This window comes from Rhizobium sp. YIM 134829, from assembly GCF_046546455.1.
In genome coordinates this window covers 167,648-192,583 of the sequence record NZ_JBKHKI010000001.1, presented here as the reverse complement: position 1 = coordinate 192,583, position 24,936 = coordinate 167,648, and the positions used below count along the sequence as shown (strand labels likewise).

Annotated in this window: 17 protein-coding genes and 1 tRNA gene; 3 read left to right on the top strand and 15 right to left on the bottom strand. The window is 58.7% G+C overall.

Translation table 11 applies throughout. The features are described 5' to 3' along the window. Positions 1-38: 38 nt before the first annotated feature. Positions 39-2,387 carry a family 78 glycoside hydrolase catalytic domain gene (locus ACLE20_RS00965; protein WP_410938384.1) on the bottom strand — a complete coding sequence of 783 codons (2,349 nt, stop codon included), beginning with the start codon at positions 2,385-2,387 and terminating at the stop codon, positions 39-41. A 141-nt stretch (positions 2,388-2,528) separates the two neighbouring features. Here ACLE20_RS00965 and ACLE20_RS00960 point away from each other — a divergent pair, with 141 nt between their 5' ends. Beyond that, entirely contained in the window at positions 2,529-3,581 is a 1,053-nt protein-coding gene (locus ACLE20_RS00960; RefSeq protein WP_410938383.1) for a LacI family DNA-binding transcriptional regulator, read from the top strand. Between the two features lie 277 nt (positions 3,582-3,858). Here ACLE20_RS00960 and ACLE20_RS00955 read toward each other — a convergent pair whose 3' ends face one another. The 12 genes from ACLE20_RS00955 to ACLE20_RS00900 all read right to left on the bottom strand — a co-directional run bounded on the left by ACLE20_RS00955 (position 3,859) and on the right by ACLE20_RS00900 (position 21,529). Then, positions 3,859-5,892 (bottom strand): class I SAM-dependent methyltransferase, encoded by a 2,034-nt coding sequence (locus ACLE20_RS00955; RefSeq protein ID WP_410938382.1) that lies wholly within the window; start codon positions 5,890-5,892, stop codon positions 3,859-3,861. Between the two features lie 164 nt (positions 5,893-6,056). Continuing rightward, on the bottom strand, positions 6,057-7,403 hold the full coding sequence (locus ACLE20_RS00950) for a hypothetical protein (RefSeq protein ID WP_410938381.1): 1,347 nt from the start codon (positions 7,401-7,403) through the stop codon (positions 6,057-6,059). A gap of 13 nt (positions 7,404-7,416) precedes the next feature. After that, positions 7,417-8,145: a CatB-related O-acetyltransferase gene (locus tag ACLE20_RS00945; protein WP_410938380.1), complete on the bottom strand. Its 729-nt coding sequence runs from the start codon at positions 8,143-8,145 to the stop codon at positions 7,417-7,419. A gap of 14 nt (positions 8,146-8,159) precedes the next feature. Next, entirely contained in the window at positions 8,160-9,212 is a 1,053-nt protein-coding gene (locus tag ACLE20_RS00940; protein ID WP_410938379.1) for a hypothetical protein, read from the bottom strand. A 16-nt stretch (positions 9,213-9,228) separates the two neighbouring features. Then, positions 9,229-10,092, bottom strand: a complete 864-nt coding sequence (locus ACLE20_RS00935; RefSeq protein ID WP_410938378.1) for a phosphotransferase — start codon at positions 10,090-10,092, stop codon at positions 9,229-9,231. A gap of 133 nt (positions 10,093-10,225) precedes the next feature. Next, positions 10,226-14,341 (bottom strand): hypothetical protein, encoded by a 4,116-nt coding sequence (locus tag ACLE20_RS00930; RefSeq protein ID WP_410938377.1) that lies wholly within the window; start codon positions 14,339-14,341, stop codon positions 10,226-10,228. Positions 14,342-14,442: 101 nt separating this feature from the next. After that, positions 14,443-15,327, bottom strand: coding sequence for a glucose-1-phosphate thymidylyltransferase RfbA (gene rfbA / locus ACLE20_RS00925; protein ID WP_410938376.1), 885 nt, complete (start codon positions 15,325-15,327; stop codon positions 14,443-14,445). Beyond that, the gene (gene rfbD, locus ACLE20_RS00920) at positions 15,324-16,241 is read right to left on the bottom strand and encodes a dTDP-4-dehydrorhamnose reductase (RefSeq protein ID WP_410938375.1); all 918 of its coding nucleotides are present in this window, start codon (positions 16,239-16,241) and stop codon (positions 15,324-15,326) included. Before rfbD ends, rfbA begins: the two co-directional genes overlap by 4 nt. 2 nt (positions 16,242-16,243) lie before the next feature. Further along, positions 16,244-17,299, bottom strand: a complete 1,056-nt coding sequence (rfbB, locus tag ACLE20_RS00915) for a dTDP-glucose 4,6-dehydratase (protein ID WP_410939100.1) — start codon at positions 17,297-17,299, stop codon at positions 16,244-16,246. A 10-nt stretch (positions 17,300-17,309) separates the two neighbouring features. Continuing rightward, positions 17,310-17,885 (bottom strand): dTDP-4-dehydrorhamnose 3,5-epimerase, encoded by a 576-nt coding sequence (rfbC, locus tag ACLE20_RS00910; RefSeq protein ID WP_410938374.1) that lies wholly within the window; start codon positions 17,883-17,885, stop codon positions 17,310-17,312. Positions 17,886-17,914: 29 nt separating this feature from the next. Further along, positions 17,915-20,452 carry a glycosyltransferase gene (locus ACLE20_RS00905; protein ID WP_410938373.1) on the bottom strand — a complete coding sequence of 846 codons (2,538 nt, stop codon included), beginning with the start codon at positions 20,450-20,452 and terminating at the stop codon, positions 17,915-17,917. A gap of 174 nt (positions 20,453-20,626) precedes the next feature. After that, the gene (locus ACLE20_RS00900; RefSeq protein WP_410938372.1) at positions 20,627-21,529 is read right to left on the bottom strand and encodes a LysR family transcriptional regulator ArgP; all 903 of its coding nucleotides are present in this window, start codon (positions 21,527-21,529) and stop codon (positions 20,627-20,629) included. A gap of 123 nt (positions 21,530-21,652) precedes the next feature. Here ACLE20_RS00900 and ACLE20_RS00895 point away from each other — a divergent pair, with 123 nt between their 5' ends. Then, on the top strand, positions 21,653-22,261 hold the full coding sequence (locus ACLE20_RS00895) for a LysE/ArgO family amino acid transporter (RefSeq protein WP_410938371.1): 609 nt from the start codon (positions 21,653-21,655) through the stop codon (positions 22,259-22,261). Between the two features lie 24 nt (positions 22,262-22,285). Here ACLE20_RS00895 and ACLE20_RS00890 read toward each other — a convergent pair whose 3' ends face one another. Together ACLE20_RS00890 and ACLE20_RS00885 are read right to left on the bottom strand one after the other, a co-directional pair. Then, on the bottom strand, positions 22,286-23,551 hold the full coding sequence (locus ACLE20_RS00890; protein ID WP_410938370.1) for a CHASE3 domain-containing protein: 1,266 nt from the start codon (positions 23,549-23,551) through the stop codon (positions 22,286-22,288). 239 nt (positions 23,552-23,790) lie between these two features. Then, positions 23,791-24,192, bottom strand: a complete 402-nt coding sequence (locus ACLE20_RS00885; RefSeq protein WP_410938369.1) for a hypothetical protein — start codon at positions 24,190-24,192, stop codon at positions 23,791-23,793. A 263-nt stretch (positions 24,193-24,455) separates the two neighbouring features. On the opposite strand from ACLE20_RS00885, the gene ACLE20_RS00880 reads away from it, so the two are divergent. Further along, a tRNA-Pro gene (locus ACLE20_RS00880) sits at positions 24,456-24,532 on the top strand. The last annotated feature ends 404 nt before the right edge of the window (positions 24,533-24,936 follow it).

Here is a 24,936-nt window from a genome sequence, read left to right as displayed (position 1 = left end):
AGTGGCAAAGTCTCGGAATGCTCCTCCCGGCTCGCTCCTCAACGAGGCGGGAGGGTAAAATCCAGCCGGTGCGTTCCGGCCGGAATGGTCGTTGCGCCATCGATGCGGACCCCGTCGAGATGGGGCTCGCCATGCCGCGCGCCGGGCACGAACCGGCCGGTGCAGCCTTCCGGCAGGGTGAGCTCGTAGCGCACCTGGTCGCCCTCGCAGGTCCAGGCAACCGCGATGCGGCCCTGGCGCACATCGTGATGGGCGCGCACCGGTGACAGAGCGCGAATAGGCGCGGGATCGATCACCATCTCGTCAAAGCCAGGGACCTCCGGCGAGGGCGCAATGCCGGCCACGCTTTCGAACAGCCACTGGCAGACCGCGCCATAGGCATAGTGATTATAGCTGTTCATCTCCGGCTCGTAGATGGTGCCGTCCGGCGCCATCGAATCCCAGCGCTCCCAGATCGTCGTCGCCCCCTGCGACACCTGGTAGAGCCAGCCGGGGACCTTTTCCTGCAGGAAGACGCGCTCGGCCAGATCGTCCATGCCGAGCTTGGTGAGCGCCGGCAGCAAGGCGGGCGTGCCGATGAAGCCGGTGCCGATCGTATAGTCCGCATCGACGATCACCCTGCGGAAATGCGCCTTGGCGGCGTCCACCTTGTCCGGCGGCACGAGGCCGTAGAGGAAGGCGAGCGCATAGGAGGTCTGGTCGTTATGGGCGAGACGGCCCGCGGGCGTGATGAACTCGAGCGCGAAGGCCGCGCGAATCGCCTCGGCCCGCTCCTTCATCCGGGCCTCCAGGTCCGTCTCGCCGAGCACGGCGGCGATGCGTGCCAGAAGATCGGTCGAGATGAAGTGGTAGAGCGTGGCGGCGCAGTCATCGGCAATGGTCGGCCGCGGCTTGCGATTGTCGCCGACCGGCTGCAGCCAGTCCCCGAAGGTGAAGCCGCGATCGCCCCAGCGGGCAGGCGGGCGGACCACCGGTCCATCCGAGATCGACCAGACGAAGTCGACCCAGCGCTGCATGGCGCCGAGGCATTCGGACAGCACGGCCTTGTCGGCATAATGCGTGTAGAGCACCCAGGGGATGACGACGATCGCATCGCCCCATCCCGTCGACCCGGCGAAGCCTGGAAAATTCTGCGGGTGCAGCCGGGTCGGATCCGGCGAGAAATGCGGGATCGCCCCGTCCGGGCGCTGATCGGCCATGACGTCGCGCAGATATTTCCGCAAGAAACTCTGGCTATCGGTCAGCCAGCAGGCGGTGGCGGCGAAAACCTGGGCATCGCCGGTCCATCCGAGGCGCTCGTCGCGCTGCGGGCAATCCGTCGGCACCTCGATGAAATTGGCCCGCTGCGACCAGATCGTATTCAGCACCAGCCGATCGACCAGCGGATTGGCGGACGTGAACCCACCTTTGAGCTCCGAGACCGAAGAGATCGGGATGGAGCGGATGGCCACGATCTCCGCTTGTCCCGACAGGGTCACCCGCGCATAGCGAAAGCCCTGAAAGGTGAAGATCGGCGCATAGGTTTCCACCTCGCCACCGCGGAGCGTGTAGTGCAAAACCGCGTCCGCCGAGCGATAGTTGCGATTGTCGAAGTGACGGTCGGGCCCGAGCACCTCCGAATGTTCGACGTGCACCTCGTCACCGGCCGCGCCGCGCACGCTGAAGCGCACATAGCCGCCGACATTCTGGCCGAAGTCATAGACTGTCCGGCCCTCCGCATCCGTCCATCTGTCGACCGGCTCCAGCGCCGGCAGCTCACGCACCGGGCTCGTCTCATGCGCGACCAGTCGACGCTCGTCGAAACCCAGCACCTCGGTGCCATGCGTTTCGGCCGGCGGCTCCAGCCGGGCGTCGTAGATCTCGCCGAAATAGATCCCGGCCTTGCGGATCGGCAGCAGGCCGCTCTTCCAGCTGGCATCCGTCTTCGCCAGCGTCTTCGCGCCCAGACGAAGCTCGGCGATCGCGGCCGTCCGCTCTCCCCAGCAATTGGCGATCGCATCGGTGCCCCACATGATCGGCGAGCGGAACCAGCCATCGCCGAGCCAGATCTCGATCCGGTTGTCGCCGTCGCGCAGCAGGGCCGTCACGTCATAGGTCTGATAGGCGATGCGTGCATCGTAATTGGTCCAGCCTGGCGTCAGCAGGTCTTGGCCGACGCGGGCGCCATTGATGAAGCAGCGGTAGAGCCCAAGCGCTGAGATGAGCAGGGTGACAGGGCCTTCGCCGCCCGCATGGCGAAACGTGGTCGAGACAAAGCTTGCCGGCGTGCCCTGACCTTGATCGGACAGGGGCGCGATCATCTCGCCGGTCCAAGCCTGGGGGCCCTGATCTGCCGTGCCCTGGCCGGCATTCTGGCTGCCGCGGGGACGCACCGGTTCGAAGTTCATGAGACCCTCCCTGATCTTCGTAGAACGTTCTCCATATAACGTTCTACATTTTGCGTCCGGGTGCAATAGAAATTTTGCTGACCATCTGCCATGGTGCGTTCGAGCGGACGGACGAACTGTCTGCGGATCATGAAAAACTGGATGACGATGGACGACCTTGCCAAGCGTATGACGAAGGATCGCGTGACGATCCGCACGGTCGCGGCCCATGCCGGCGTCTCAGTCGCAGCCGTGTCGAAGGTCATGCGCAATGCCTATGGCGTCAGCGAGGGGCTTCGCGCCAAGGTGGCGGAATCGATCGAGACGCTCGGCTACCGTCCGTCGCGCGCGGCCCGTGGTCTGCGCGGGCGCACATTTACCATCGGCCTGCTGCTGATCGACATCCGCAACCCGTTCCTGCCAGAGGTGATCGGCGGGGTGAACGAGGTGCTTACCAAATCGCACTATCAGGCGATGATCGGTGTCGGCGAGGCGCGGACGCAGCTGGAGACCTCGCTCATCGAGTCGATGATCGACTACAAGATGGACGGGCTGATCCTTGTCGCGCCGCGGCTGCCCTCGGATGTCATTGCCGGCTTCGCCGAACAGATCCCGATCGTCACGGTCGGCTATCACGATGCCGAGGCCACCGCTTTCGACACGATCAATGCCGACGATCAGCGCGGCGCGGAACTGGCAGTCGAAGCCCTCGCATCCTATGGCTACAGGACGGTAGAGATGCTGAGCCTCGGCCAGCGCGAGGGCCATCGCGTCTCGGTCGTGCGCCAGAGAGAGATCGGCTTCGCACGCGCCATTGAGCGCGCCGGCCTTGCATCAAAGCCGGCCATTATCGGCATCCCACCCGACTCGCCACAGCGCGAACAGGCGCTGCGCGCCTTTCTGATGCGATCCGACCGGCCGCGCGCCGTCTTCTGCTGGAGCGACCTCGACGCCATTACCCTGCTCAGCGAATGTGCCGATCTCGGCATCGCCGTGCCGGACGATCTCGCCGTCATCGGCTACGACAATTCGCCGCCGGCCGGCTGGGGCCTCGTCAATCTCGCCAGCATCGACCAGACCGGCCGCAACCTCGGCCGCACCGCCGTCCACACCCTGCTCTCCCGCATCGAAGGCAGAACCACGCCCATCCATCTGCAGGAACAGCCGATCCTGGTGGAACGGCGGAGCCTTGGCCGGGGCGGCGTTGGGGGGTGAGGGCAGGGGAGGGTCGACCCCGTCGAAATAGATGGGCAAAGAGACCGGCTATGGAGTAGCTCACAGCCGCCCGCCAGAGCGTTTTCAGCCTTGGCGTGATCGCGTCCTTTAGGATCATCGAAAAGATCAACAAACCCGGAACGCTCGTGGTGATACTGGAAGCACCACACGTGTTCTAAAGCATTTCCGGTGAACTCCTTTCACCGGAAATGCTTTAGATCCCTGTTTATACCGCATTATCCGACGCCGAAGCGATCTCGGATCAGCTGGAAATGCTCTAGGTCAGGCTGGTGTGAAGGGCTTCGAGTGCCAGGCGTTCGAAATGCGCCTTTCGCCTTAACTCATCCTCCAGGCGAAGCACGCGCTGCGCCTCGCTCCGCAGCCAACCATCCTTAGTGTTGTTCACCACTGACCAGAAGCTCGTTGGCGGAGAGTCCGAATGTCCCATCGCTTCCAAGGCTGCAGCGCATTGCTGAGCGATGTTGACGACGTCCATCATTTCGAAGAGGCCAACAGCATCGGGTGCAGCTTCGCTGCCGACGATGCTGTCCCACGAACTTTTCGAGAGCGCGTCCCGACAGACAGCAACCCCGCGGCGCCAGGCTTCGCCGGCGGCCTCGGTGTCACGACGCATGAAGTGGAAGCGTCCGCAGCGATAAAGAGCGCCGATGGTCTTTGTCGCGATCGATGGAGCAAAATCCAGTGGCGAACGCTGGGCGCAGGCATGGAAAGCTCCGTAGGCCGCCTCGGCCTCACCGGAGACCTCGTGGAGAAGTCCCTTCAGGAAGAGAAGCGAAATCTCCCAGCGGACCATGATTGGGCTCTGCTTCTCGACGCTGGAGAGATGGGTGTCGATCGATTCAATCAAGGCTGCGCTGTCCGTAACGTCGACCGTCAAGTCTTCGAGCGCTGCATGCCCGAGGACGGCAAGGCAGGCGGCATGATCGGCCGTGCCGGCGGGATGTCGATCGAGAGCCTGCCGAGCCACGTCCGTTCTCACCTGGCGATCGCTCAACCGCCACGGCCTCAGTTTGCCATGTTGGACGAGAGCAGGAATGAGCCACGGGTTTTCATATTGCTCTGCAAATCGGGTGAGCTGCCAGTCCGCAGACGGCATATGGCGATAATTGAATTGTTCGAATGACGGGACTGTCTCAAGGAGGGGTGTCTTCATCCCAACGGCCAAGCACCATTCGCTATCGATCGAGAGATCGGCGGTAAAGCTCGCCTCGCCCGTCCACCGACCATGGCCGAAATGCTTGAAACCGCCCCCCGCCGTCTGGCCGATGGCCCGCTCTGGCAGAAAGAACTGCGTCATTTCCCGGTGGAGACGCTGCCAATCATAGACGTGAAGATGGAAGGGATTGGGATCGCGTCCCGTTTCGTCGACCCAGAGATTGGGGACACTGACCATGATGCGACCGCCGGGACGAAGCACGCGCCGCGCCTCCGCAAAAAAACCAAGCGGATCTTCGATATGCTCGACCGTCTCGAAACTGGCGATGAAGTCGATGGAATTGTCGGCAAATCGCGAGAGATCCTGAACGTCGCCCTGCTGATAGCCCAGTCGGTCCGACATGTCGTCGGCAAAGATCGCCGTTGCGTAGCGCACGGCCTCGTCATCGATATCCAGGCCGATGACCTTGCTTGCCCGGGTCGTCGACGCCATGACCCAGGCGCCATAGCCCATGCCGCAGGCTGCATCGAGGACAACATCCCCTGCGCGGATGAAATTCGACGCGAGCGCATAGCGGAAGATATGCCCATCGGACCGACGGCCATATTCGCGCGACATGTCCATGTGCAACTTTCGCTTGTCCATCAGCGCCGCAATCGGATAGGCGTCCGCTGCGTTCTTCGGCAGATGCTGGAGCGGGATGATGATGAAGTCGCGCTCGGAATCGAGCGCATGATACGGAACGACGGAGTAGTAGCCCGGATGCTTACGGAGATCCTTGCGGTAAGCAAAATCTTCAATGGCCGCCCGCTTGGCGACGGCCGAGCTTCCCACATAGGCAATGAAGCAGATGTTCTGTATAGCCCTAAAAGAAGCGTCTTCTAACGCAGCATCCCAACGATAATTGGCAAGGTTTTCATCGAATATGCCGAGTACGACGGATCGATATCTCTTCGATGCTCTTATGTTGTGAGACCGCCAGTCATAAAAAATAGGCTCACCATCCACCTCATAGCCCATTTCTCGAAGCCGGCGCGCTGCATATGGTGGAAACCCGACAAGCAGAATTTGACCTGCGGGAATGGTCCGCGATACGGCATCGAGCACCAGTTGCAGGTTTTCTTCAGTCAACATTCATAAAGTCTCACGGAGAATGGCCGCCCACACTCGAAGAGTAAGGCGCAGCTGTGTTCCGAAAGACTACTATTTCACAACGAGAAGGCGTTCAAGCGTCAGAAAGCCAGCGCTCACGGAAAAGGTCCTTTCCCCTCTCGAGGCGAACCACAAAAAGCAAAGCGCTAGCGCGCCGCCGACCTTCTAGAAAGCTCCTCTTTTACGTAGTGCGAAAACGCTGGCTCGTTGGCGATCCGATCAAAGTGCTGGGACAGCGAAGCCGTGGAAATCACTTCTCCGGCAGAGTTGCTGCGCTCGATCAGCCTCACCAAGAGAGGCCACTCCGTGACCGCTCGGCGATAGACGTCTTCGAAAAAACGTCCTGAATTGTCTGCCGCCGCTACTGATCCGCCAAGCACGCAGCTTTTGGCGATTATCCTTGCAATGTTCCAATGCTCTCCAAGCGGAACCCGAGCACGAAGTATCGAGGATGCGGTACCAAAGAATACCGCCAAATCGAAGTTGCGGCTTTTCATCATCAAGTAAGAGGCGGCAAACAACAATCCATCGCAAGGCAGTGAGAGATCGAAGCACGACGTTGCAGCATTCTCTAGAGTGCGGGCTGCGGCGGAGAGATCCTTCAGTTTTATTTTCTCAAGGATTTCGTTTGCCTGAAGGCTGATTAGATGGATATCGGACCAAACGTGCCCTCTTTGCCGCTGAAGGTTCAAGCAAGCAATCGTTTTCTGCAGATCTACGGTCACATCTGGAGCTATGTAGCCATGGTGAGGGTATTTACTGAACGAGATATCATTCTCTTGAAGGTGGCGTGCGAGGTCGCGATGGATATAATCCCATTTGCGCCTATTGGAAATCGCTCTGCCGAATATGCCCGAATAGATGTCCATGACGTCGGACTTACCAATCGCTAGGCTGTCATCGCACCACAGTTGATTCTCAATATATCCATCAACTAGTATATGATTGCTGGTACAGGCTTTTTCGACAAGTTTATCATCGAAATAATTTAAACGAAAGTCCGGGCGCATTCGCACGACGTAATCGAAGCGCTTGCTACGTTCTTTTTCGACTTTACGCTTGATTTCGTTCACCCGCCACAATTTGTAGAGCATTCGCAGAGAGTGAAGATCTTGTCTCTCTTCGTCGAACGACAAATCGAGCGTTGAAGCCTCCTCTATATCGATAATTGCATCGGGAAAATGGGCCTTTATTATGGACAACGAGTCAGCTGTGTGACCGGCGTTCGCAGAAGTCTCGATATAATTATATACCTCAGGTAGAAAATCGGTGATCCGGGCCGGGAGCCAGTCCCAGCTTAAAGCGCAGGCAACATTGGTATCGAACATCCGAAACAGCTGCGAAGGCGACAGATATCCGTCAGATCTTCTACCAACTTTGGACCATACGGAGAAAATGAACGTGGGCTTACTTCCGGCGGTCGCTGCCTTCAGGTTCTCAAACGAAGTCGCCACAGCCCGAAGCTGGCCAGACAGGCAGATACAGAGGTCCATGCTCACCTTCAATTTAGGAGAAATCGGATGGAAACGAGAGTGGTGTCGGCGTGTAAGGGGATATCACGCCCTTGGACGTAGCTTGCTCAAGACCATCGAGAAAACGATTGACGTCTTTGAATGGCAAGCCATTGAAATCGGTGAAGGCATACTCATACCAGCGCGAAGCAACAAGCCGGGCGATGGTTGATTCATTGAAGCGAAACTTTCTGACTGTCGCAGGATTTCCCACTGCGACGCCGTAAGGTGGCACATCCTTTGTCACTACGGCGTTAGAGCCAATAATCGCGCCATCGCCGATCCGAACGCCTCCGCGGATATACGCTCTCTCTCCAATCCAGACGTCGTTGCCGATCTCAATTGGCTTATGGCGAGCCTCATCGTTTTCACGCCACTCCACGTCAAAACCGCCTCTTGCTGCTGAGAAATTGCCCCCTAAAAACCCCCTGTCGTAGAACGCTCCAGACGTACTTACCCAATCGGTGGGATGCTCAACTGCTCCAAAATCAACGGCCGACGCAATAGAACAGTATCGGCCGATGGATTTTACGCGGTGGAGATGCGACCACGAATAAGAAAACGCGCCGAAACTTGTAGCTGAATCCAGCCAGAAACCACGAAACGCCCCGAACGGCGGTTCCATGGTAAAAGCTTCCGGGGCGAACACCTCCACCTCTGCGATATGAACGTCCAGATCGCGGAGGCGAGAGGCTGCAGCCGAGCTCATGAAAACAGAGGGCATAGCTCTCTTCCAGCTTAAATGTACTTTGCCAAATCGTCGCCGTTTCTGTGTACGTTGATGGCGACCGCAGAAGGATAAGAATTCGACGGCGCAAAATCATTTACGAGAAACCGCCGGCTGTGCGTCACCCCGAAGATTGCCGCATGCCAAGAAAGGCCAAGCGCAGCAAGTGCAGCCTCAGTTTTCGCTCGATAACGCTCTGGGCGGGATGTGACGAACACGATCTGCGCGCCGTTCCGGAGCAGTTGGCGCAATCTTTCCACGTTTTGCGTCAGCGGCACATCCTCGTCATCCCAAAAGGGAGCTGTGTACTGCCCTGCGTTCCTGAACACTACGCCATCAATATCCATGACATAAAGGCTGGAGGAGGCACGATATTCATTCCAAGCCTCGAGAGTACCAACATCATGATAGTCCTCCACATTGATGCCTTTAAAGACCTCGCCGGATCTGATGCCTTCAAGTATGACATGTGAGATGAACGGCTCCGCATCGCTACTATCTCGTTCCAAAGCCCCATAGAGTTCGAGATATCTCGCGGCCTCATTGAAGCCGTAGCCGCCGACGGAAATAAACGGAGAGCAAATATACTTCTCCCTTATTTCCTCAACGATAGAGTTCTCGTTCAGTATGACGAAGCTTTTGCCTGGGATGTTGCGGGTATCAGGAGCGGCACGTAGGTCCACAACACAAATGCTGTTTTCGAAGGGATCTACAGGCGTGGTGAACCAACTATCGCAATCTTTGATGAAGATTGACCCGGTGACCGATGCGCGCTTAACGATTTCGGCCACGGTCATTGCAGGACCCTTGGTCGTGTCCTCGAACTCTATGATTTCGACGTCTTTGCCCAATGCGCGTTTGATCGCCCCTCTTCCGCCCATTTCATTCAGGTGCGCACTCAGAGCGCCAATCACCAGTCGATGCTCTTTGTAGTCTCCGATCGAAGTGAGCGCCTTTTCAAGCATCAATTCTCCAGAGGGCGCTGTCAGCAACCATTTCGGACGCGTTCCCGGAAAGCGCGACGAACGGCCAGCAACAGGAAGGATTATGGTGCCATTTTTCATAGGTGCTTTCCGATCCTCAAAAATCTAGATGCGCTATATATGTAGCGAGCTTGTTGATTGTCTGTTCGTTGTGACTGTAGGGGAGAACCCGCAGCGCCTGTATGGCTTTCAGCGCGGGTAGGTGAGCCTTCGCTTCAGGGAATTGGTTCTCGATAGCGAGGGACACCTCGTCCGCCAAGTAGCGACAAATCATACTAAGCAATCGCTCTTCGGGTGAATGATGCCCCGCCCAGAGGGAACTTCGGAGCGACCATGCAATCTCGAGATCGTACACGAGCTTGGCGATGTCCATCCACACGCTCTCGAGCTCTCCATCCAGGAGATCGATCATCACTATCGTATTGTCGGAACGAAATATGATGTTCTCGAGCGTCATATCGCCATGACATTCGGTCAAAGGAACAGAGCCGAAGTCGTAGGCAGCCAGTCTATCGACGATGCTAGCCAGGTCCCGAACCTGACTGGAGCTATGATCGAAAATGACGTCGCTCAACCCTGAGATTTTTGATGAGAAAGCAGATTGTAAGCTGCCTTCTTTTTTTGTTCTATTTAGCACTTCAAGATGCATAAACAATGCGTGGACGAATTCGTTGATCCAAGATATCGGTCGAGACAGGCAGACCTGCTTGAAGTCGAGTCCTTGGACAAACTCCATATCATAGCTGAACGGGACTTTAGAAAATTCGGACGCTATCACCTTAGGGGTCGGAATGAGCGCCGCCAACCTTATTTGTTTTTCTGCCTGCCGCATCAGTCGTGGGCCGTAGACAGCATTCGGCGCGGACTTTCTCACAAAATAGTAGTCGGGAGCTTTGCAGAGACTTACCAAGCATCCGGAATGGCCGCTAAGCTCTTTGACGACCCGGTGAGATCTTGTCATTTTACGAGTTTCCGATGGTCTAGTGGTCGCATGGGCTACGGCAAAGCAGGCGGTATGTCCAGAAGGCGCGCTCTGCCAAGCCTATCTGATATTAACTATTGCCTCATTGAGGCTTACGTGAAACGCCCTGTGCTCAAACTGCCTTCTCCCTCTGCGCCCTGCAAAAGGCCAGCACCGCGGTGGTTGACGAAGAATCGGCGATGATCGGCTGGGCATCGTAGAAAAGGTCCCTTGTCCATGCCGGCAGATTTTTACCTTCCAGCATATTCAAGACGCCGTTGGCAATCACGTCGTTCTCCCACCGCAGCGTCCGGCTCGCCGCGAAAGTGATGCCGTTTTTCGACATGCGTTTGAGGGTCTTCGGCTCTCTCAGGAGGCTATCCGCAGCCTCCGCCAGAGAGGCGGAATCCTGGTAGGCGAGAAGAATCGAACCCGGATCATAGTCCAGAAGATTGTTGTAGCGATAAAGATCGATGGGAACGCACCCCGCTGCCATCATTTCATAAGGAATGCGCGACGGGTTTGTCGCGGAGATGCACAGGCCAACGGCACAGCGATTGTAGAGCGCATTCAATTCCTTCAGGTCGCTGATCATTCCGAGGTTGATGACCGGGAAGCCCGGATCGATGCTTTCGTCCGACCCGTAGACATAGATGGTCAATTCGGGCCGCTTTTGCTTGAGAAGACGTAGCGCCTCGATTCCAAGCCGGGGTGTGCGCCGGGGCTTGTTTGGCTGATAAAGGAAGCAGATCGCCTGTTCCCGTTTGATCGTCTCGTCGCGGAAATAGACCGAGGTGTCCACGCCCAGCCCGGCGCCGATGGAGGGCGCCGCATATTCGGTGGCGATGACGTGAGACAGCCAGTTGCCGATGGTGACGTGCTGCAAACCCATGGCGTAGCTGTTTTGGCAGACGATGAAGCCATCGCTCATCGGATTGAAGAGCGCTTCATAATCCTGCACGAGGTAGGCCTTGTGAGGGACCTGAACCAAATCTGCGACATAGGCAGCCGAATGCGCGACCGTGGCGAAGGCAACATCGACATTGATACGTCTGTGCCAGCGCGTGTGGAGAAGCGCAGGCGTTCCCGCCAGGTAGTCTTCGACGACCTGGATACCATCGCCAACGCCTTCGAGCATGATCTCCGGCTGTAGCCCGAGCTCGGAGAGCCGCCGAACGAGATTATAAATTGTCCGGTGGCCGCCGGATCCACGTATCGGCGGCGGCACGTAGACGGCCACACCCGCGCCCCGCGTGCGAATGGTGGGCGGCATGTGGAGAGCCGTGACCTCGGCTGGAGCTGCAAGCCGTCGCGCTTCATCGGTTTGTTCCCACCAAGTGCGCAGGGGAGCCTGTCGCACGCTGGCCTCGGGCCAGCGAGTCCCCGTCACGATGTCGTTGACCGCCTTATGCAGAGCACTGCCTTTGAGCTGCGTGAGGGCGGATGCGTTTTTGTGAGAGTCCCCCATATTCTTCACCTCGCCCAACCCGAAGGTCTCGTTGTGGTGAAGCCGATAGAAGAGATCGACGATTTCCAGTGGAGGCTGTTTGATCAGCGTTGCTATCGTCTCTTTCGAAAGGCGAGTCAGATCGGCGGCAGAAAGCCCATGCAAGCGAACATAGTCACACAGAGGGCCGAGAGCGCGCAGCATGCCCCTTTGCAGAGCGCCGACCTCCTTCATCACCGCTTCCTCGTCCTCGAAGATTGAACGGAGCGGATGATAGCTGTCGCCTTCCTGGCGATACCCGACCACGGAACCGCCGGGAACGTTGAAGATCATCTCAAGCGGCCCGACATCACTGACGGATAGCGGGTCGTCGCGGTTCGCATCGAAAACGAAACCGAATTTCTCGGTGTTGTCCGGCTGCTGGTTGAGGAAGCCGAAGAGCCCGAGATAGTGACCGCGCGTTGTGATCTCCGGCGCCAGATAGGCTAGATTATCCTGGATCGTCCCTCGCCAGCCGATGTCGCTGACAAGCTGAACCGGATTTTCGAAAAAGCCCTTATTTGCCAGGTATCCCTTGAGGTTGTCTCGCTGTTGGCTGATTTCTCCCTCGACATAGGTCTTGAAGGCTTTGTCGTTGAAGAGGTCCTTCACGCGCTTATCGAGCCACGGGTATTCGATGGGGGCTTCGAAGTCGATCTTGTGCCTGCTGCCGAAGGACGCGATCACCGCGAGATCGAGATTGAGCGAGGAGGCAAATCCCTTCAGCGATTGAATGCTGTACAGGTTCCAAAGCCGCATCAGTTCGCCGAAAGAGAGGTTGCGGAGCGAGGCGGCGAAGGTCGCGCGGCGGCTGACATCCAAGACTTCCGATCGAACGTTATGCAGGTTGAATGGGTTTTCTGCGACGATCCGATCGAAAACGTCACGGAAAAATACACCTTCGCGGGTGAAAAAGAACACTGTCTTCGCGTCGGAGCGGAGCGCGTCCTCAAGGATGCTGAGGCAGTAGCCGAAAACGATCGGAGCCAGCTTTGCGCCTATCCGCTCCAGTCTCGCAAGTTCGCCGGGTCCGACGCTGTTTGCAACATCCTGCGTGATCCGCCGCAGACGCTGTGCATGGAGATCTGGTCCCCCCTGCAGCCATGCGTGAAACGCCTTGCCGTACCAGGACTTCCTCTCTTCCTCGGCTGGCGACAGATAGAGAAAGCTGGAAATTGCCTTGCTCTCCGGCACGCGCTGGTCTGCTTCCCGGTTGTCACCGACATGATGCAGTTGCTCCGGCGGAATTCCGAAGTTCTGCAGGATGTGGTCGAACATTCGTCCACTGCGCTTCGTCAAGTAGGCGTCGCTCGAGCTGAAGCCTTGCAGAAAGTGATGGCCAAGCCCGTGATGGCTCAGAAGTGTCTTGAGGAACCCGGACGGCAGATAGAAATCGGACGCGAAGACCGCCGTTTGTTGAAGCTTTTCCAGGCAAGCCTTCGCATTGGCATCGGGGCGTGTCGAACGTGTCTCAGACAGATATTCATGCGCTTGCATGGCGCTCAAAATCCGTTCGGAGACGGATTCTGGTATCCCGGGCACGGTGACCATAGCCAGCCACCGTTGCAGAGCGTCATCGAACCGATACTCGTACTCATCGTTCGGAGCAGAACGGTTCTCGCTAACCCTGCGCGCTTCGAGAAGCACGCGAACATCCTTGAATACCGGGAGCAGATAGGGATAGGCGATCAGATAGAGCGCCCGCGCCGATTGAAGTTTAATTTCGTCCGGGTGGCAGTCACGACGAACGAGCGTATCCCAGACGTCGAAGGAGACCAGACTCGCTTCCGATCTGATATCGATCCCGATTGACCCGACTTCGGGGGGCGGGAGAGAAGCGTCGTCGGTAGATGCGTCGGCATCTTCGAACAGATTTGTGATTGCGTCGCCGTCAACTGCGTCCAGCGTGGAGGGGTGCGGGATCCGGTTAAGGCCGATGATGACAAACATATCGTTCGGCTTCGAGACGGTGAAGATCGTCCGAAGCCGCTCATCATGAATAATCTTCGTCAGAATCTCCAAGCGCGAAAGCCCTGCAAAGACTTCCTGGGTCCTTATCTTGTCGATATCCAGTTCCGGGTGAGGATCAAGGCCGACCTGTTCGGAATGGTCGATGAAGTGCACCAGCGGGTTCACGCTATGATCCCACTGCTTACCATTGGTCAACATATACCATGACACGTCGAAATAGGGATTCGGCCACAGTCCCTCGCGGTAACCGCATTCGACGAAATGCGTTAGCGCATTCGCTCCAGAGTGCTGGAGGGACGCGCGCTGCTCCAAATAGAATGCAGGCAGCACCAAAGGATGCGGCGAAAGCAGTTTCTTCGCTCCATGATGAAGAAAATGGCGAAAGGGATCTTCGTTTGCAGCGAGATCCTTCGCCTGAATGCGATACCAAGCCGGGTCGAAGAGCGGATGGGGAGACGCTCCTCTTTCGATTCCATAGGTAAGGTAGTGAGCAAGCGGTGACAGCCCCTTCTGGTCGGAGGGGGTGACACTCGCTTGATAATAAGGGGTGTTGAAAAGTGGATGCGGAGCGACACCCGTTTCGAAAGCATGCTTGATATAGTGTTCAACAGCTGCTCTCTGGCCGCTTCCCTCCACCTTGTGTCTTTCCCGGTACCAGTTTTCATCAAAGCAGCCCGAGCTGACGATCAGATCGACCTCCGATGATGGCTGCTTTCGAATCGGAAGGTCTGAAGAACCGACAGCTCGCACAACCATGCTAGAGAAGGCTTTTCTCGAAAAAAATTTGGACATTTCTGGTGCTTCCGATCGGTGGAGCTGAATAGTGGGCTCTGTCTAGCTCAAACTTTCCGACGATTTCAAGACAGGTGAAACAGCTTTAAGTAGGTGGATACTTACAGATCAGACCCGCGTTGCGTAAGTAATCGATGTAGATATTGTCCATAGGAACTCTTGCCGTATGAACGTGCCTGAACGAGAAGTGCCTCTGCGTCAATGTATCCAAGCCGGTAGGCGATTTCTTCCAAGCAGGCGATCTTGAAACCCTGTCGCCTTTCCAGCGTCGCAACGAAGTTCGTCGCGTCCAGAAGGCTATCCGGTGTACCCGTATCCAACCAGGCATAACCACGTCCCATGAGCTCGACGCAGAGCTCAGACTGAGCAAGATACCACTTATTGACGTCGGTGATTTCTAGTTCGCCCCGCTCGGAGGGTTGTAGATCAGCTGCGACGTCAACCACGCGCTCGTCGTAAAAATACAGCCCTGTGACAGCCCAAGCGGACTTCGGTATTTCCGGTTTTTCTTCAATGGAGACAACCGTCTTCTGGTCCGCGCCGAATTCGACGACGCCATATCGCTGCGGGTCGTTCACATGGTAGGCGAATACGGTCGCACCGGTTTCCCGGCCGATGGCTCGCTGCAGGAGCTGGCCGATGCCATGTCCGAAAAAGATGTTATCTCCCAGGATCAAGCAAGAGCGCTTGCCATCAAGGAACCGGGCGCCGATGATGAAGGCTTGGGCGAGCCCCTTGGGTTCCGCCTGGACGGCGTAGGAGATCTCGATTCCCCATTGCGAACCATCCCGCAATAGTCTCTCGAAGTGCGGCAGGTCGCTCGGCGTGGAGATGATGAGAACCTCTCTGATCCCAGCCATCATGATGGTCGCGAGCGGATAATAGACCATCGGTTTGTCATAGATGGGCATGAGTTGTTTGGACAGCACCTGCGTCATCGGATGAAGCCGGGTCCCACTGCCGCCAGCTAGGATGATCGCTCTCATTCTCGCGCCGCGTTTCTGTCGCGCTGGATCGCGGCGATGACCTTGGTCACGTCGTCTTGCCAGCACGGAAGACGAACACCATACCGTTCCATCAGCTTTCCGCTATCAAGGCTCGAATAGGCAGGACGGGAGGACTTGCTCTGGAAGTCACGGGTTGTAATCTCCTTCACGACAGTCCTCTGCACCCGTGGTGCCAGCGATTGTTTGAAGATGAAGCGAGCAAACTGCGCCCAATTCGTTTCGCCTGAACCCGCGGCATGGAAAGTCCCTCGGATCTTCCCATCCTTACTGCGGACAAGACGGAGGGCGATCTCGAAGATGGCCTCAGCGAGAGACTGGGCAGAGGTCGGTGTCCCCGTCTGGTCAGCGACGACATCAATCGTACTGCGTGCCTCAGCCAGCTTCAGCATCGTGGTTACGAAGTTTCTGCCATAGGGACTGTACAGCCAGGAGGTGCGGAGGATGACGTGATTGGGCTGTTCATCACGCACGGCACGTTCGCCCTCGAGCTTGCTCGCGCCGTAAACATTTAGCGGAGCGACGTCATCGGTCTCGCGATAAGCCTGCGTGGTCTTGCCGTCGAACACATAGTCGGTCGAGACATGGATGATCGGAATACCCCGCCGATTGGCCTCGCGGGCCAGAATGCGCGGTACCTTTCCGTTGATCTGGAAGGCCAGCTCCTGTTCCTCTTCAGCCAGATCGACATTGGTATACGCCGCAGCTGAAACGACGACGTCAGGCGCAGCTTGATCCAGGAAGGACGAGATCGCCTGATCTTCGGCCGTTGCGAAGTCGAGTTCAACGCGGCTTGAGCAGCACAGTAGAAAGCCCGCCCGTTGCGTCGCTGTTTCCTTCATCGACCGAGCGAGCTGACCATGCTCCCCTGTAACAGCGATTTTCACGCTCGACATCCTCAGATCGCCTTGCGAGGGAGGCCTAGCCTCTTGCCATCATAAGCACTGCGAAGTGGCTTCCACCAATCACCTCGCTGGAGGTACCAATCGACCGTCGCCGCCAGACCCTCCTCGAAATGAACGCGCGGCGCCCACATCAACTCCTGCTTCACACGTGAGGCATCGATTGCGTAGCGGAAATCATGCCCGGGCCGATCTTCAACATATTCGGCAAGGCGAATGTGCGGCGCTCTGTCGGGAAATCGGCTGTCCATGAGCTGACAAATCGTTTCAACGACCCGGAGGTTTGTCCGTTCGCTTGAACTGCCGATGGTGTAGGTTTCGCCGATGCGGCCCGAGGACGCGACAAGAACGAGCGCTCGAACATGATCGTCCACATGCAACCAGTCCCGGATATTCAGACCCTGGCCATAGATGCGAATTGGCGACTGCTCCAGAGCATTAATGATCGTAAGCGGGATCAGCTTCTCCGGAAATTGACGTGGCCCGTAGTTGTTGGAGCAGTTTGTGAGAATCGTGGGTAGGCCATACGTGCGATGCCATGCTTTGATCAGATGATCGGAGGCTGCCTTCGATGCCGAGTAAGGCGAGGAGGGGTCGTATGGTGTCTCCTCAGTGAAGTAACCGTCTCGACCCAGTGAGCCGAAAACCTCGTCGGTGGATACGTGTAGGAATCGGAACCGCTCCCTGTCCCGGCCTTTCAGCCTTTCCCAGTAACCGCGCGCGGCGCTGAGAAGGGAATACGTTCCGACGACATTGGTCTGGATGAATTGACCCGCTGAGACGATCGAGCGATCGACGTGACTTTCGGCAGCAAGATGCATGACCCAATCAGGTCGAAATTCCGCAAACGCGTTGCGCATGCGTTGTTCGTCGCAGATGTCCGCCTGAAGGAAGTTATGATTGGGCCGTCCATCCAGATCGGCGAGCGATGCGAGGCAGCCGGCATAGGTGAGCTTATCGACGGTCAGGACGTCGAAACCGCGTTCGAGAACAAGGTGTCGGACAAGCGCGGATCCGATAAAACCTGCCCCACCCGTCACCAGGACACGAATCTTCTGCATCTCAGGACGAAACATCTGGCTGCTCAGCAAGGATCTCTGCGAGATCGGCGAGACGTGGTTGTATTTGGTCTTTCGGTGAGACGATGGCCTCAGTCTCGCTTACCGGCCATGAAATCTTCAAAGCGGGGTCATTCCATGCGACGCCGCGATCATGGGCGGGAGAATAGTAGTTCGAGACCTTGTAGCTAACGACGGTTCTCTCGACCAATGTGCAGAAACCATGTGCGAAACCCGCAGGAATCCAAAGTTGCAAGCCATCTTCAGCCAGAAGAGTTCGAGACAGATAATGGCCGAAGGATGGCGAGGATGGTCGGATGTCCAAGGCCACGTCGAAGATTGCGCCGACCAGACATTGAACGAGCTTTCCTTGGCTCATCGGCGCGGTTTGAAAGTGAAGCCCTCGAACAGTTCCCCGTCGATTGCTGACCGATTGATTTTCCTGCACAAAGGCGATCGGACCGATTTCCTTCTCGAACTGCGAATGCCGGAACATTTCTCTGAAAATGCCCCGTTCGTCCTCGATCGAGCGAGGCTTGAGCAGCCAGACATCTGGAAGTTCAAGGGGTTCAAAAATCAAAGTAACAGGCTCCTACGACGCTCGATGCATTAGTCGCCAATCGAGAAGTCCTCCCGCTCGCGGGTCAAATTGCGATTATAGTAGGGATCATGCCGGACGCGATCACCCCATTTGGTCGCCATATGCTCTGCCTCCCTGCGATAGGCGTCCGCTTTGGCTTTGGTCGTATCGAAGCCACGCGAGATGCTTTCAAGGTGGCACAGAGCGGCATAGGGCGTGTAGATCGTACGAAAGCCAGCCTCGGAGAGCTTCAGACACAGGTCCACGTCGTTGAAGGCCACGGGGAGATGCTCTTCGTCAAGACCGCCAACGGAAAGATATTTGGTTTTCTCGACCACAAGACAGGCTCCTGTCACGGCAGACAAGGTTTGCGTTGCCATTGCCCGGCCCATATAGCCGCCCTGTCCCGGTGCCAGATATTTATGGGGGTGCCCCGCCAGAAGTCCGATACCGCAGACCATGCCCGCATGTTGGATCGCTCCGCTCTCGTATAGAAGTCGAGCGCCGACTGCGCCAACGTCGGGACGCAGGGCATGCCCGACCATCTCCCTCAACCAATTTGGTTCGAGCGCCAGAACATCATTGTTCACGAGACCGACGACCTGACCACTTGCGGCCTGAACCGCAAGATTGTTCAACCTCGAATAGTTAAACGGCCCCGGCGCGGGCAGGACTTTGAAGCCTTGAGTCCGGCGCAAGTCGTCGAGAAAAGAAATCGTGGCCGCGTCTTCGCTACCGTTGTCGACCACCACGAACTCGATGCTGGGGTAGTCGGTCACGCTGCTGATGGAGTGAATGCAGTTCCGCAGGAGATCGACATGGTCTCGCGTCGGTATGAGGAGCGATACGAGGGGAGGCTCCTTTGGCAGCGGCCAAGAGACATGCAGGAGGCCATGGTCAGCCCGGCGAACTTCGATTCCAGGGTGCTTGCCGCGCAGTCGAGACGTGAGTTCACGCTGCTGCTGATCGGTCCACAGCTGGGCCGGCGTCTCTTCGCCTATGTCCGATGGTGAGCGCATGGAAGCGCCACGGTGACTGAGGATGACGGGTATATGCTCGATCGTAAGATCGTTGCGATCGAGAAGGAGACCGATCAACATGTCGGACGGTGATGCCGACGGTGCCTTGGCGAGCAGCGGTTCCAACAGCGCTTGACGAACGACGAAGGTCTCGCCGATGAAATTGGCCGAGAGGAAGTAGTCGATGTTCCAGTCTGGCTTGAAGCGTGGGTTTCTGCGCTTGCCTGATTCGTCCTTCTCGTCATCGTCTCCGAAGAGCAGATCTATCGCGGGATTGGTTGCGATAGCTCCCGAAATGGCCGCCGCAGCTTGAGAGGAAATACTGTGGCCCGCGGGAATGACAGCCACATATTCTGAGGGTTTGGTGGTACGCTGCCCTTGTGACCTTACAATTGACCAGGGCGTGTGGTTCTGGATTGACTCCGTCGTAAAGTCTCGCGCTTTCGATGGCAGATGGGGGGCGATCAGAGCATCGAATGGCTGCGACGCTAACGTATCGTAAGCCGTTAGCTCCGGCTCACGTCGACGAATCCAACGGTCGTAGGCCGAAACCGCTGGGTGAGCGATTGCGACTGACAAGGCCCGGCCGATCTTTCGATGGTCAAGACTCGATGCAACCGACAGCGTTTCTGGGGCTTCTGACAGCGCGCGAACTATGGTCGTCAACACATCCTTCAATCCCAATTTCTTCAAGGAGAAGCTCGGGACAAGAAAGGGACCTTCGCCGGTAAAGGGATCAAGGCGCATGCGGATCGCCGGCCGATCAAGATAGAAGATCGCGCAGTAGCTCCGGTCCTGGATTTTTCCAAGACGGTGGAAGCTGAATTGAGACCAGTTCGCTTCCCATTCCACGTAGAGAATGGGCTCGATGACCGGTATCGAGGCCTCGATCTCAATCTGACATTCATACCAACCTTCGACAAATTCGCCTGTCTCGAGGACAACGGCGAACTGCGGATCAGGCGTCGTGGCGAAAAATGTTTCATCGCGGATCACCAGATGCGCCTGCGGCGTGATCCTCGCTTGGAGCGGTGGCGTGCGGAGCTGCGGCCATCCGCTTCGCCTCTCGGTCCGCAGGGAGTGCCGATCCGCCTTTGCAGCTCGAATAACCTTGTCAAAAAGCCTGATGTCATCCGGTGAGAGGTCAACCTTGGCTGGCGATGGACGTGTTCGCTTTCCCGACTGCTCCGCCGCCGCACGCAATGCACCAATCTCGTGAGCGACTGGTGGGGCATCCGGCAGTTCGGCCAAGGCTTGGAAGGCGTGGATTGCCTCTTCAGTCCGGCCGAGGCGCTTGAGAAGATGGGCAAGGTGAAGACGCGGCTCTACGGCTGTTCCGTCGCTGCGCACAGCACTCGCGTAAGCTTCCACGGCGTGCTCGAGACATTCCGCCTCCTTCAGCGCGTGACCATACTGAACCCAGGTATTCGTGTCAGTGCTATCCAGAAGCAGAGAGTTCGCGTAGCCACGGGCGGCTGACAACCAGTTCTCGTTGCGCTCGGGCTCATCCGAGCCGGTTCGCGATTGGGTGGATTGCGCGTCGTTCATGACGGATCAACATCCTCAGACTTGGGCAGCGATCATTCAAGCCATCATCAGGAGCGATGACTTGATCCGGTCCTTCGCCCTCTTTGCTTTGACTGAGCCTGAAGTGCAAGATGCGCAGAGGCGCCAGCAGCGCAATATTCGAATATTCATAGGTACGCTTGACCTTGCCCGCCATCACCCCCGCACCAGCCTCTCCCCCGCCACCGCCATCACCGCCGCCGTCAGCCCTTTTAGCGGGTCGGCGGCCAGGTGGTTGAGTTGCCAGGAGAGGGGGATGTCGAGAGGGGTGTTGGGGAGGAGTTCGACGAGGCGGCCGGTGGAAAGGTGCGGGCGGGTCAGCAGGTCGGGGTTCATGCCCCAGCCGATGCCGGAGAGGCTGGCTTCCATGAAGCTCGCGGTCGAGGGCAGCCAGTGGACCGGCGCCTGCGCCACGCGCCCGAGATAGCGCTGCATCCAGGCTGTCTGCAGCTGGTCCTTTTCATCGAAGATCAAGATCGGCACGCGCGCCAGACTTTCCGCCGTCACCCCCTCGGGGCCGAGCCGGGCGATGAGTTCCGGGCTTGCCGTCGCACGGTAGCGCAGTGCCCCCAGCGCATGACGCCGGCAGCCGGGCACGGTGGTCTCCAGGCTGGTCACCGCCGCCAGAACACGGCCGCGCTCCAGCCATTCGGCCGTATGGTCCTGGTCGTCGACCGCGATGCGCACGCGATGGGCCGACGCCTGCGAGAATCGGGCCAAAGCCTCGACGAACCAGCTGTCGAGACTGTCGGCATTGACCGCGAGCGGGATCGTCACCCCAAAACCTGCGGGATCGGCGGGCTTCAGGGCCGGCAGGCTGCGGCCGAGCTCCGTTTCCAGGAGCGAGACGGTCTCATAATGGCGGCAGAGCCAGTCGCCCGCCTCCGTTGCCGTCGACGGGCTGCCGCGCACGACCAGAACCACGCCCAGCCGCTCCTCCATCTGCCGGATCCGCTGCGAGACGGCGGATGGCGTCACATTGAGCCGCAGAGCCGCCCGCTCGAAGCTGCCCGCCTCGACCACCGCCGCCAGGACGCGCAGCGCTGCATAATCCAGCACGATTTAGTTTTCCTTCATCGGCATAAGGAGGTTTAATTGGCCTAATCTCATCCTGCCCTCTATCCGAGACGCGATCAACCCGCTCGGGCGTTTCGCTCGGGCTTTGCTCGGAGCAGCAGGAACGTGAGCCTTTCCATTTACCTGACCGGCCTGATGATGGGCCTCAGCCTGATCGTGGCGATCGGCGCGCAGAATGCCTTTCTTCTGCGCCAGGGGCTCTTGGGGCGCCATGTGCTGGCTGTCTGCCTCGCCTGTGCGCTCTCCGATGCGGTGCTGATCCTCGTCGGGGTCACGGCGCTCACCAGTGTCACCGCGCTGCTGCCCTGGCTCGATCCGGCCATGCGGATCGGCGGGGCGGCCTTTCTGCTGCTCTATGCCGTACGCAGCCTCCGTTCCGCGCTCTGGGGGAAGGACGCCCTGGAGGTCAGGCAGGCCGTGCCGGCGAGCCTGAAGGCGACGCTCGCCACCTGCCTCGCCATCACCTGGCTCAATCCGCATGTCTATCTCGATACGGTCGTATTGCTCGGCACCATCGCCGCCCGCTTTCCCGGCTTCGAGCTGTCCTTCGCCGCCGGCGCCATGACGGGCTCGACTCTGTTCTTCTTCGCCTTCGGCTATGGCGCACGCCTGCTCCGGCCGATCTTCGCCCGGCCGCTCGCCTGGCGCGTCCTTGATGGTCTGATCGCGCTGACGATGACGGCGATTGCACTGCAGCTGCTGCGCCATTTCTAGAAGGTGGACAGGGAGATCGGTCGCTCAGGCCCCATGGCCGGCGCGCACGCGGAAGGCGCTGATCGGGTGGGCGATGTTCTTCAGCGTCTGGAAGCCGAGATCGTCGAAGGTCAGGTCACGCTGCTTGCGGATATGGTCGCGCACCGTGCGCGAAATACAGATGCCGCCGGGATTGGCGAGTGCTTCCAGTCGGGCGGCGACATTGACCGTATCGCCGAAGACATCGCCATTGCGCACGATCACATCGCCGACATTGAGCCCGATGCGAAACAGCAGGCGATCGCTTTCGGCGACATCGCGATTGTCGGCCTCCATGCGCGCCTGGATCTCGAGCGCACAATCGATGGCCGAAAGCGCGCTAGAAAAGGCGGCGAGCACGCTGTCGCCGGCGGTGTTGACGATCGTGCCCTGGTGCTCGACGATGATCGGATCGACGAGATCGCGCACATGGCGCAGCCGGTCCAGCGTCACCGTTTCATTGCCTTCCATCAGCCGCGAATAGCCGGCGATATCGGCGGCGAGGATGGCGAGCAGCTTTCGGTCGAGGCGGGAGAGCAGCTCGTCGCGCGCCGCTTCCGCCGAGCGGGCGCGGCGCAGCGCGATATGCAGCATGGTGAGGCCGACGGCGGCTGCCAGCAGCGAGAGGCCAATCACCATCATCTCCATGATGAAGCCGGCACGGCTTGCCTGCTCGGCCCGGCCTTCCATCAGCCGGTCTTCCTCGGCCCGCATGCGGGAGAGCACGTCGCGCACGCCATCCATCAGCACCTTGCCCTGGCCGGTCTTCAGCACCGCCAGCGCGCCGGCCTGATCGCCATCGCGCCGGCGCTGCACGCTCTGGCGCAGCTCGGAGAGCTTCTGGGCGATCAGCCCGCGCAGCACGGCGACATTGGCCGTCTGAACGCTGTTGTCAGCCACATTGCTCTGCAGGTCGCCGACGGCGGACTCGATCTCCGAGATCGCCCGGTCATAGGGCTCGAGATAGAAGCTGTCTCCGGTCAGAATATAGCCGCGCTGGCCGATCTCGGCATCCTGCAGCAGGGACTGGACAACCGAGAGCAGCTGGTGATTGCGCACCGTGTGGGTGACCGCGGCATCGGCATTCTGCGCCTTGTCGGAAATCCACAGCGAAAAGCCGATCAGCACCGCGACGACGAAGACGACGGCCAGCGTGATCGGCAGGAGATTGCGCCGCGCTTCGTATCCCACTCTTTTCAGGGCGACGCCGCGGCCGCGCTTGCGCAGCGCCGTGTCTTCGGCCGGAGAAAGCTCGTTCTGATCGATCGTCACGCTCGCTCCTGCTGCCGGCTTTCGCCCATCAGGCGCTCAGGGAAGATGAGCAAGCCCGTCGGGCGCCTCTTGCGGACCAGCCGGTCCGCCGGCCGCTCGTGTGAAGAAGATCGAATATAGCGCGGCTCGGCGGCTTTGCCATCACGGCGGGTGAAGAGGGCCGCCGGGCTGCCTTTTGAAGAGCGTGTGGCAGGAGACGGCGGAGCGACCGCCGTCCCCACGCATCAATGGGGGTGCGCTCAGGCGCCCTTGGCGCCACCCAGGAACTCCTCGCACCAGCTGGGGCCACCCGGCTGGCTGACATCGGAAATCGTGCGGATGGAGCGGATCACATAGTCGCTGGTCACCGTCAGTTGGACGGTGCAGCTCAGCCGCTGCGTGCGCGTCGCGCGCTTGCCCTTGGCGCCTTCGCCGCCCGCGGTTTCCACACGGCGGGTGCGGTAGCCGCCCTTCCAGGTATAGAGCGTGCTGTCGCCGCTCTGAACATCGCTGATCGGCGGGCCGAACTGGGCAAAGAAGGTGCCCGCCGGCTGGCCGTTCCAGCGGCTCTCGACCGCATTGGTGGCGGGGCTGATCGTCGTGCAGCCGGCAAGCGAGAGGGCGAAGGCGAAGGGAAGGGCGGCAGCAATCCGCAATGTCATGAGCATCGTTCCTTAGGAAATCGGTCGTCGAAAAAGGGGCGGCAGGACGCGGGCGCGAGGCCGCGCCGGCAGTCCGTCGTCTCCAGCCCTCTAGCGCCAAAAAAGCCGCCTGACCATCGATCCGCGGCCTGCGCCTGCGACAAAAATGAGGCCGTTGCCAAAAGGCGCCGCCCGCAGAGCTTGCACGCTCACCGCTTCTTGTTTTTTCGTGTTTTTCGGCTTGTGGAAAGGAAATGCCTGTTCTATAGAGGCGCCGCTGGTCACGGAGTGTAGCGCAGTCTGGTAGCGCACCACGTTCGGGACGTGGGGGTCGAGTGTTCGAATCACTCCACTCCGACCAGCTGTAACGCCCGGTCCCGAAAGGCAATTTAGCAGCGAAGAGAGTTCATTCCTGATGCTTGCTTCGGGTCTGCTGACAGAAACCCTGACAGTTATTCGCCCCTTCTGCGCTGTTGCGGATCATCCAAGGAAGCCGCTTCAGCCTGCTCGCAGGTAGAACCCCGCTCGTTGCTAAATGCGGAAATAATTTTTGCTTCGCGCCTCCGTTTCCGACGTTCAAGATAATCCGCTTATTCTTAAAAACTCACGACCTGCGCATGCTACGGCTATGGCTGTAACCGAGTTAAAGGCCGACGGCAGGTTTAGGCGATCTTTTTTCGGAAGCGGACGTCGTCAATCGAGGAGCTGTACAGCAAAGCCCTACGAGAAAAAACGGAGCGCAAGAAAGGTTGTTGCGACCGAAGT

Excerpts from the sequence above, each read along its gene's own strand:
- ACLE20_RS00955 (WP_410938382.1), bottom strand. The coding sequence starts at position 5,892 with ATGTTGACTGAAGAAAACCTGCAACTGGTGCTCGATGCCGTATCGCGG.
- ACLE20_RS00885 (WP_410938369.1), bottom strand. The coding sequence starts at position 24,192 with ATGACATTGCGGATTGCTGCCGCCCTTCCCTTCGCCTTCGCCCTCTCG.
- rfbA (WP_410938376.1), bottom strand. The coding sequence starts at position 15,327 with ATGAGAGCGATCATCCTAGCTGGCGGCAGTGGGACCCGGCTTCATCCG.
- ACLE20_RS00950 (WP_410938381.1), bottom strand. The coding sequence starts at position 7,403 with ATGGACCTCTGTATCTGCCTGTCTGGCCAGCTTCGGGCTGTGGCGACT.
- ACLE20_RS00940 (WP_410938379.1), bottom strand. The coding sequence starts at position 9,212 with ATGAAAAATGGCACCATAATCCTTCCTGTTGCTGGCCGTTCGTCGCGC.
- ACLE20_RS00945 (WP_410938380.1), bottom strand. The coding sequence starts at position 8,145 with ATGCCCTCTGTTTTCATGAGCTCGGCTGCAGCCTCTCGCCTCCGCGAT.
- ACLE20_RS00935 (WP_410938378.1), bottom strand. The coding sequence starts at position 10,092 with ATGACAAGATCTCACCGGGTCGTCAAAGAGCTTAGCGGCCATTCCGGA.
- ACLE20_RS00960 (WP_410938383.1), top strand. The coding sequence starts at position 2,529 with ATGACGATGGACGACCTTGCCAAGCGTATGACGAAGGATCGCGTGACG.
- rfbD (WP_410938375.1), bottom strand. The coding sequence starts at position 16,241 with ATGTCGAGCGTGAAAATCGCTGTTACAGGGGAGCATGGTCAGCTCGCT.
- ACLE20_RS00930 (WP_410938377.1), bottom strand. The coding sequence starts at position 14,341 with ATGTCCAAATTTTTTTCGAGAAAAGCCTTCTCTAGCATGGTTGTGCGA.
- ACLE20_RS00905 (WP_410938373.1), bottom strand. The coding sequence starts at position 20,452 with ATGAACGACGCGCAATCCACCCAATCGCGAACCGGCTCGGATGAGCCC.
- ACLE20_RS00965 (WP_410938384.1), bottom strand. The coding sequence starts at position 2,387 with ATGAACTTCGAACCGGTGCGTCCCCGCGGCAGCCAGAATGCCGGCCAG.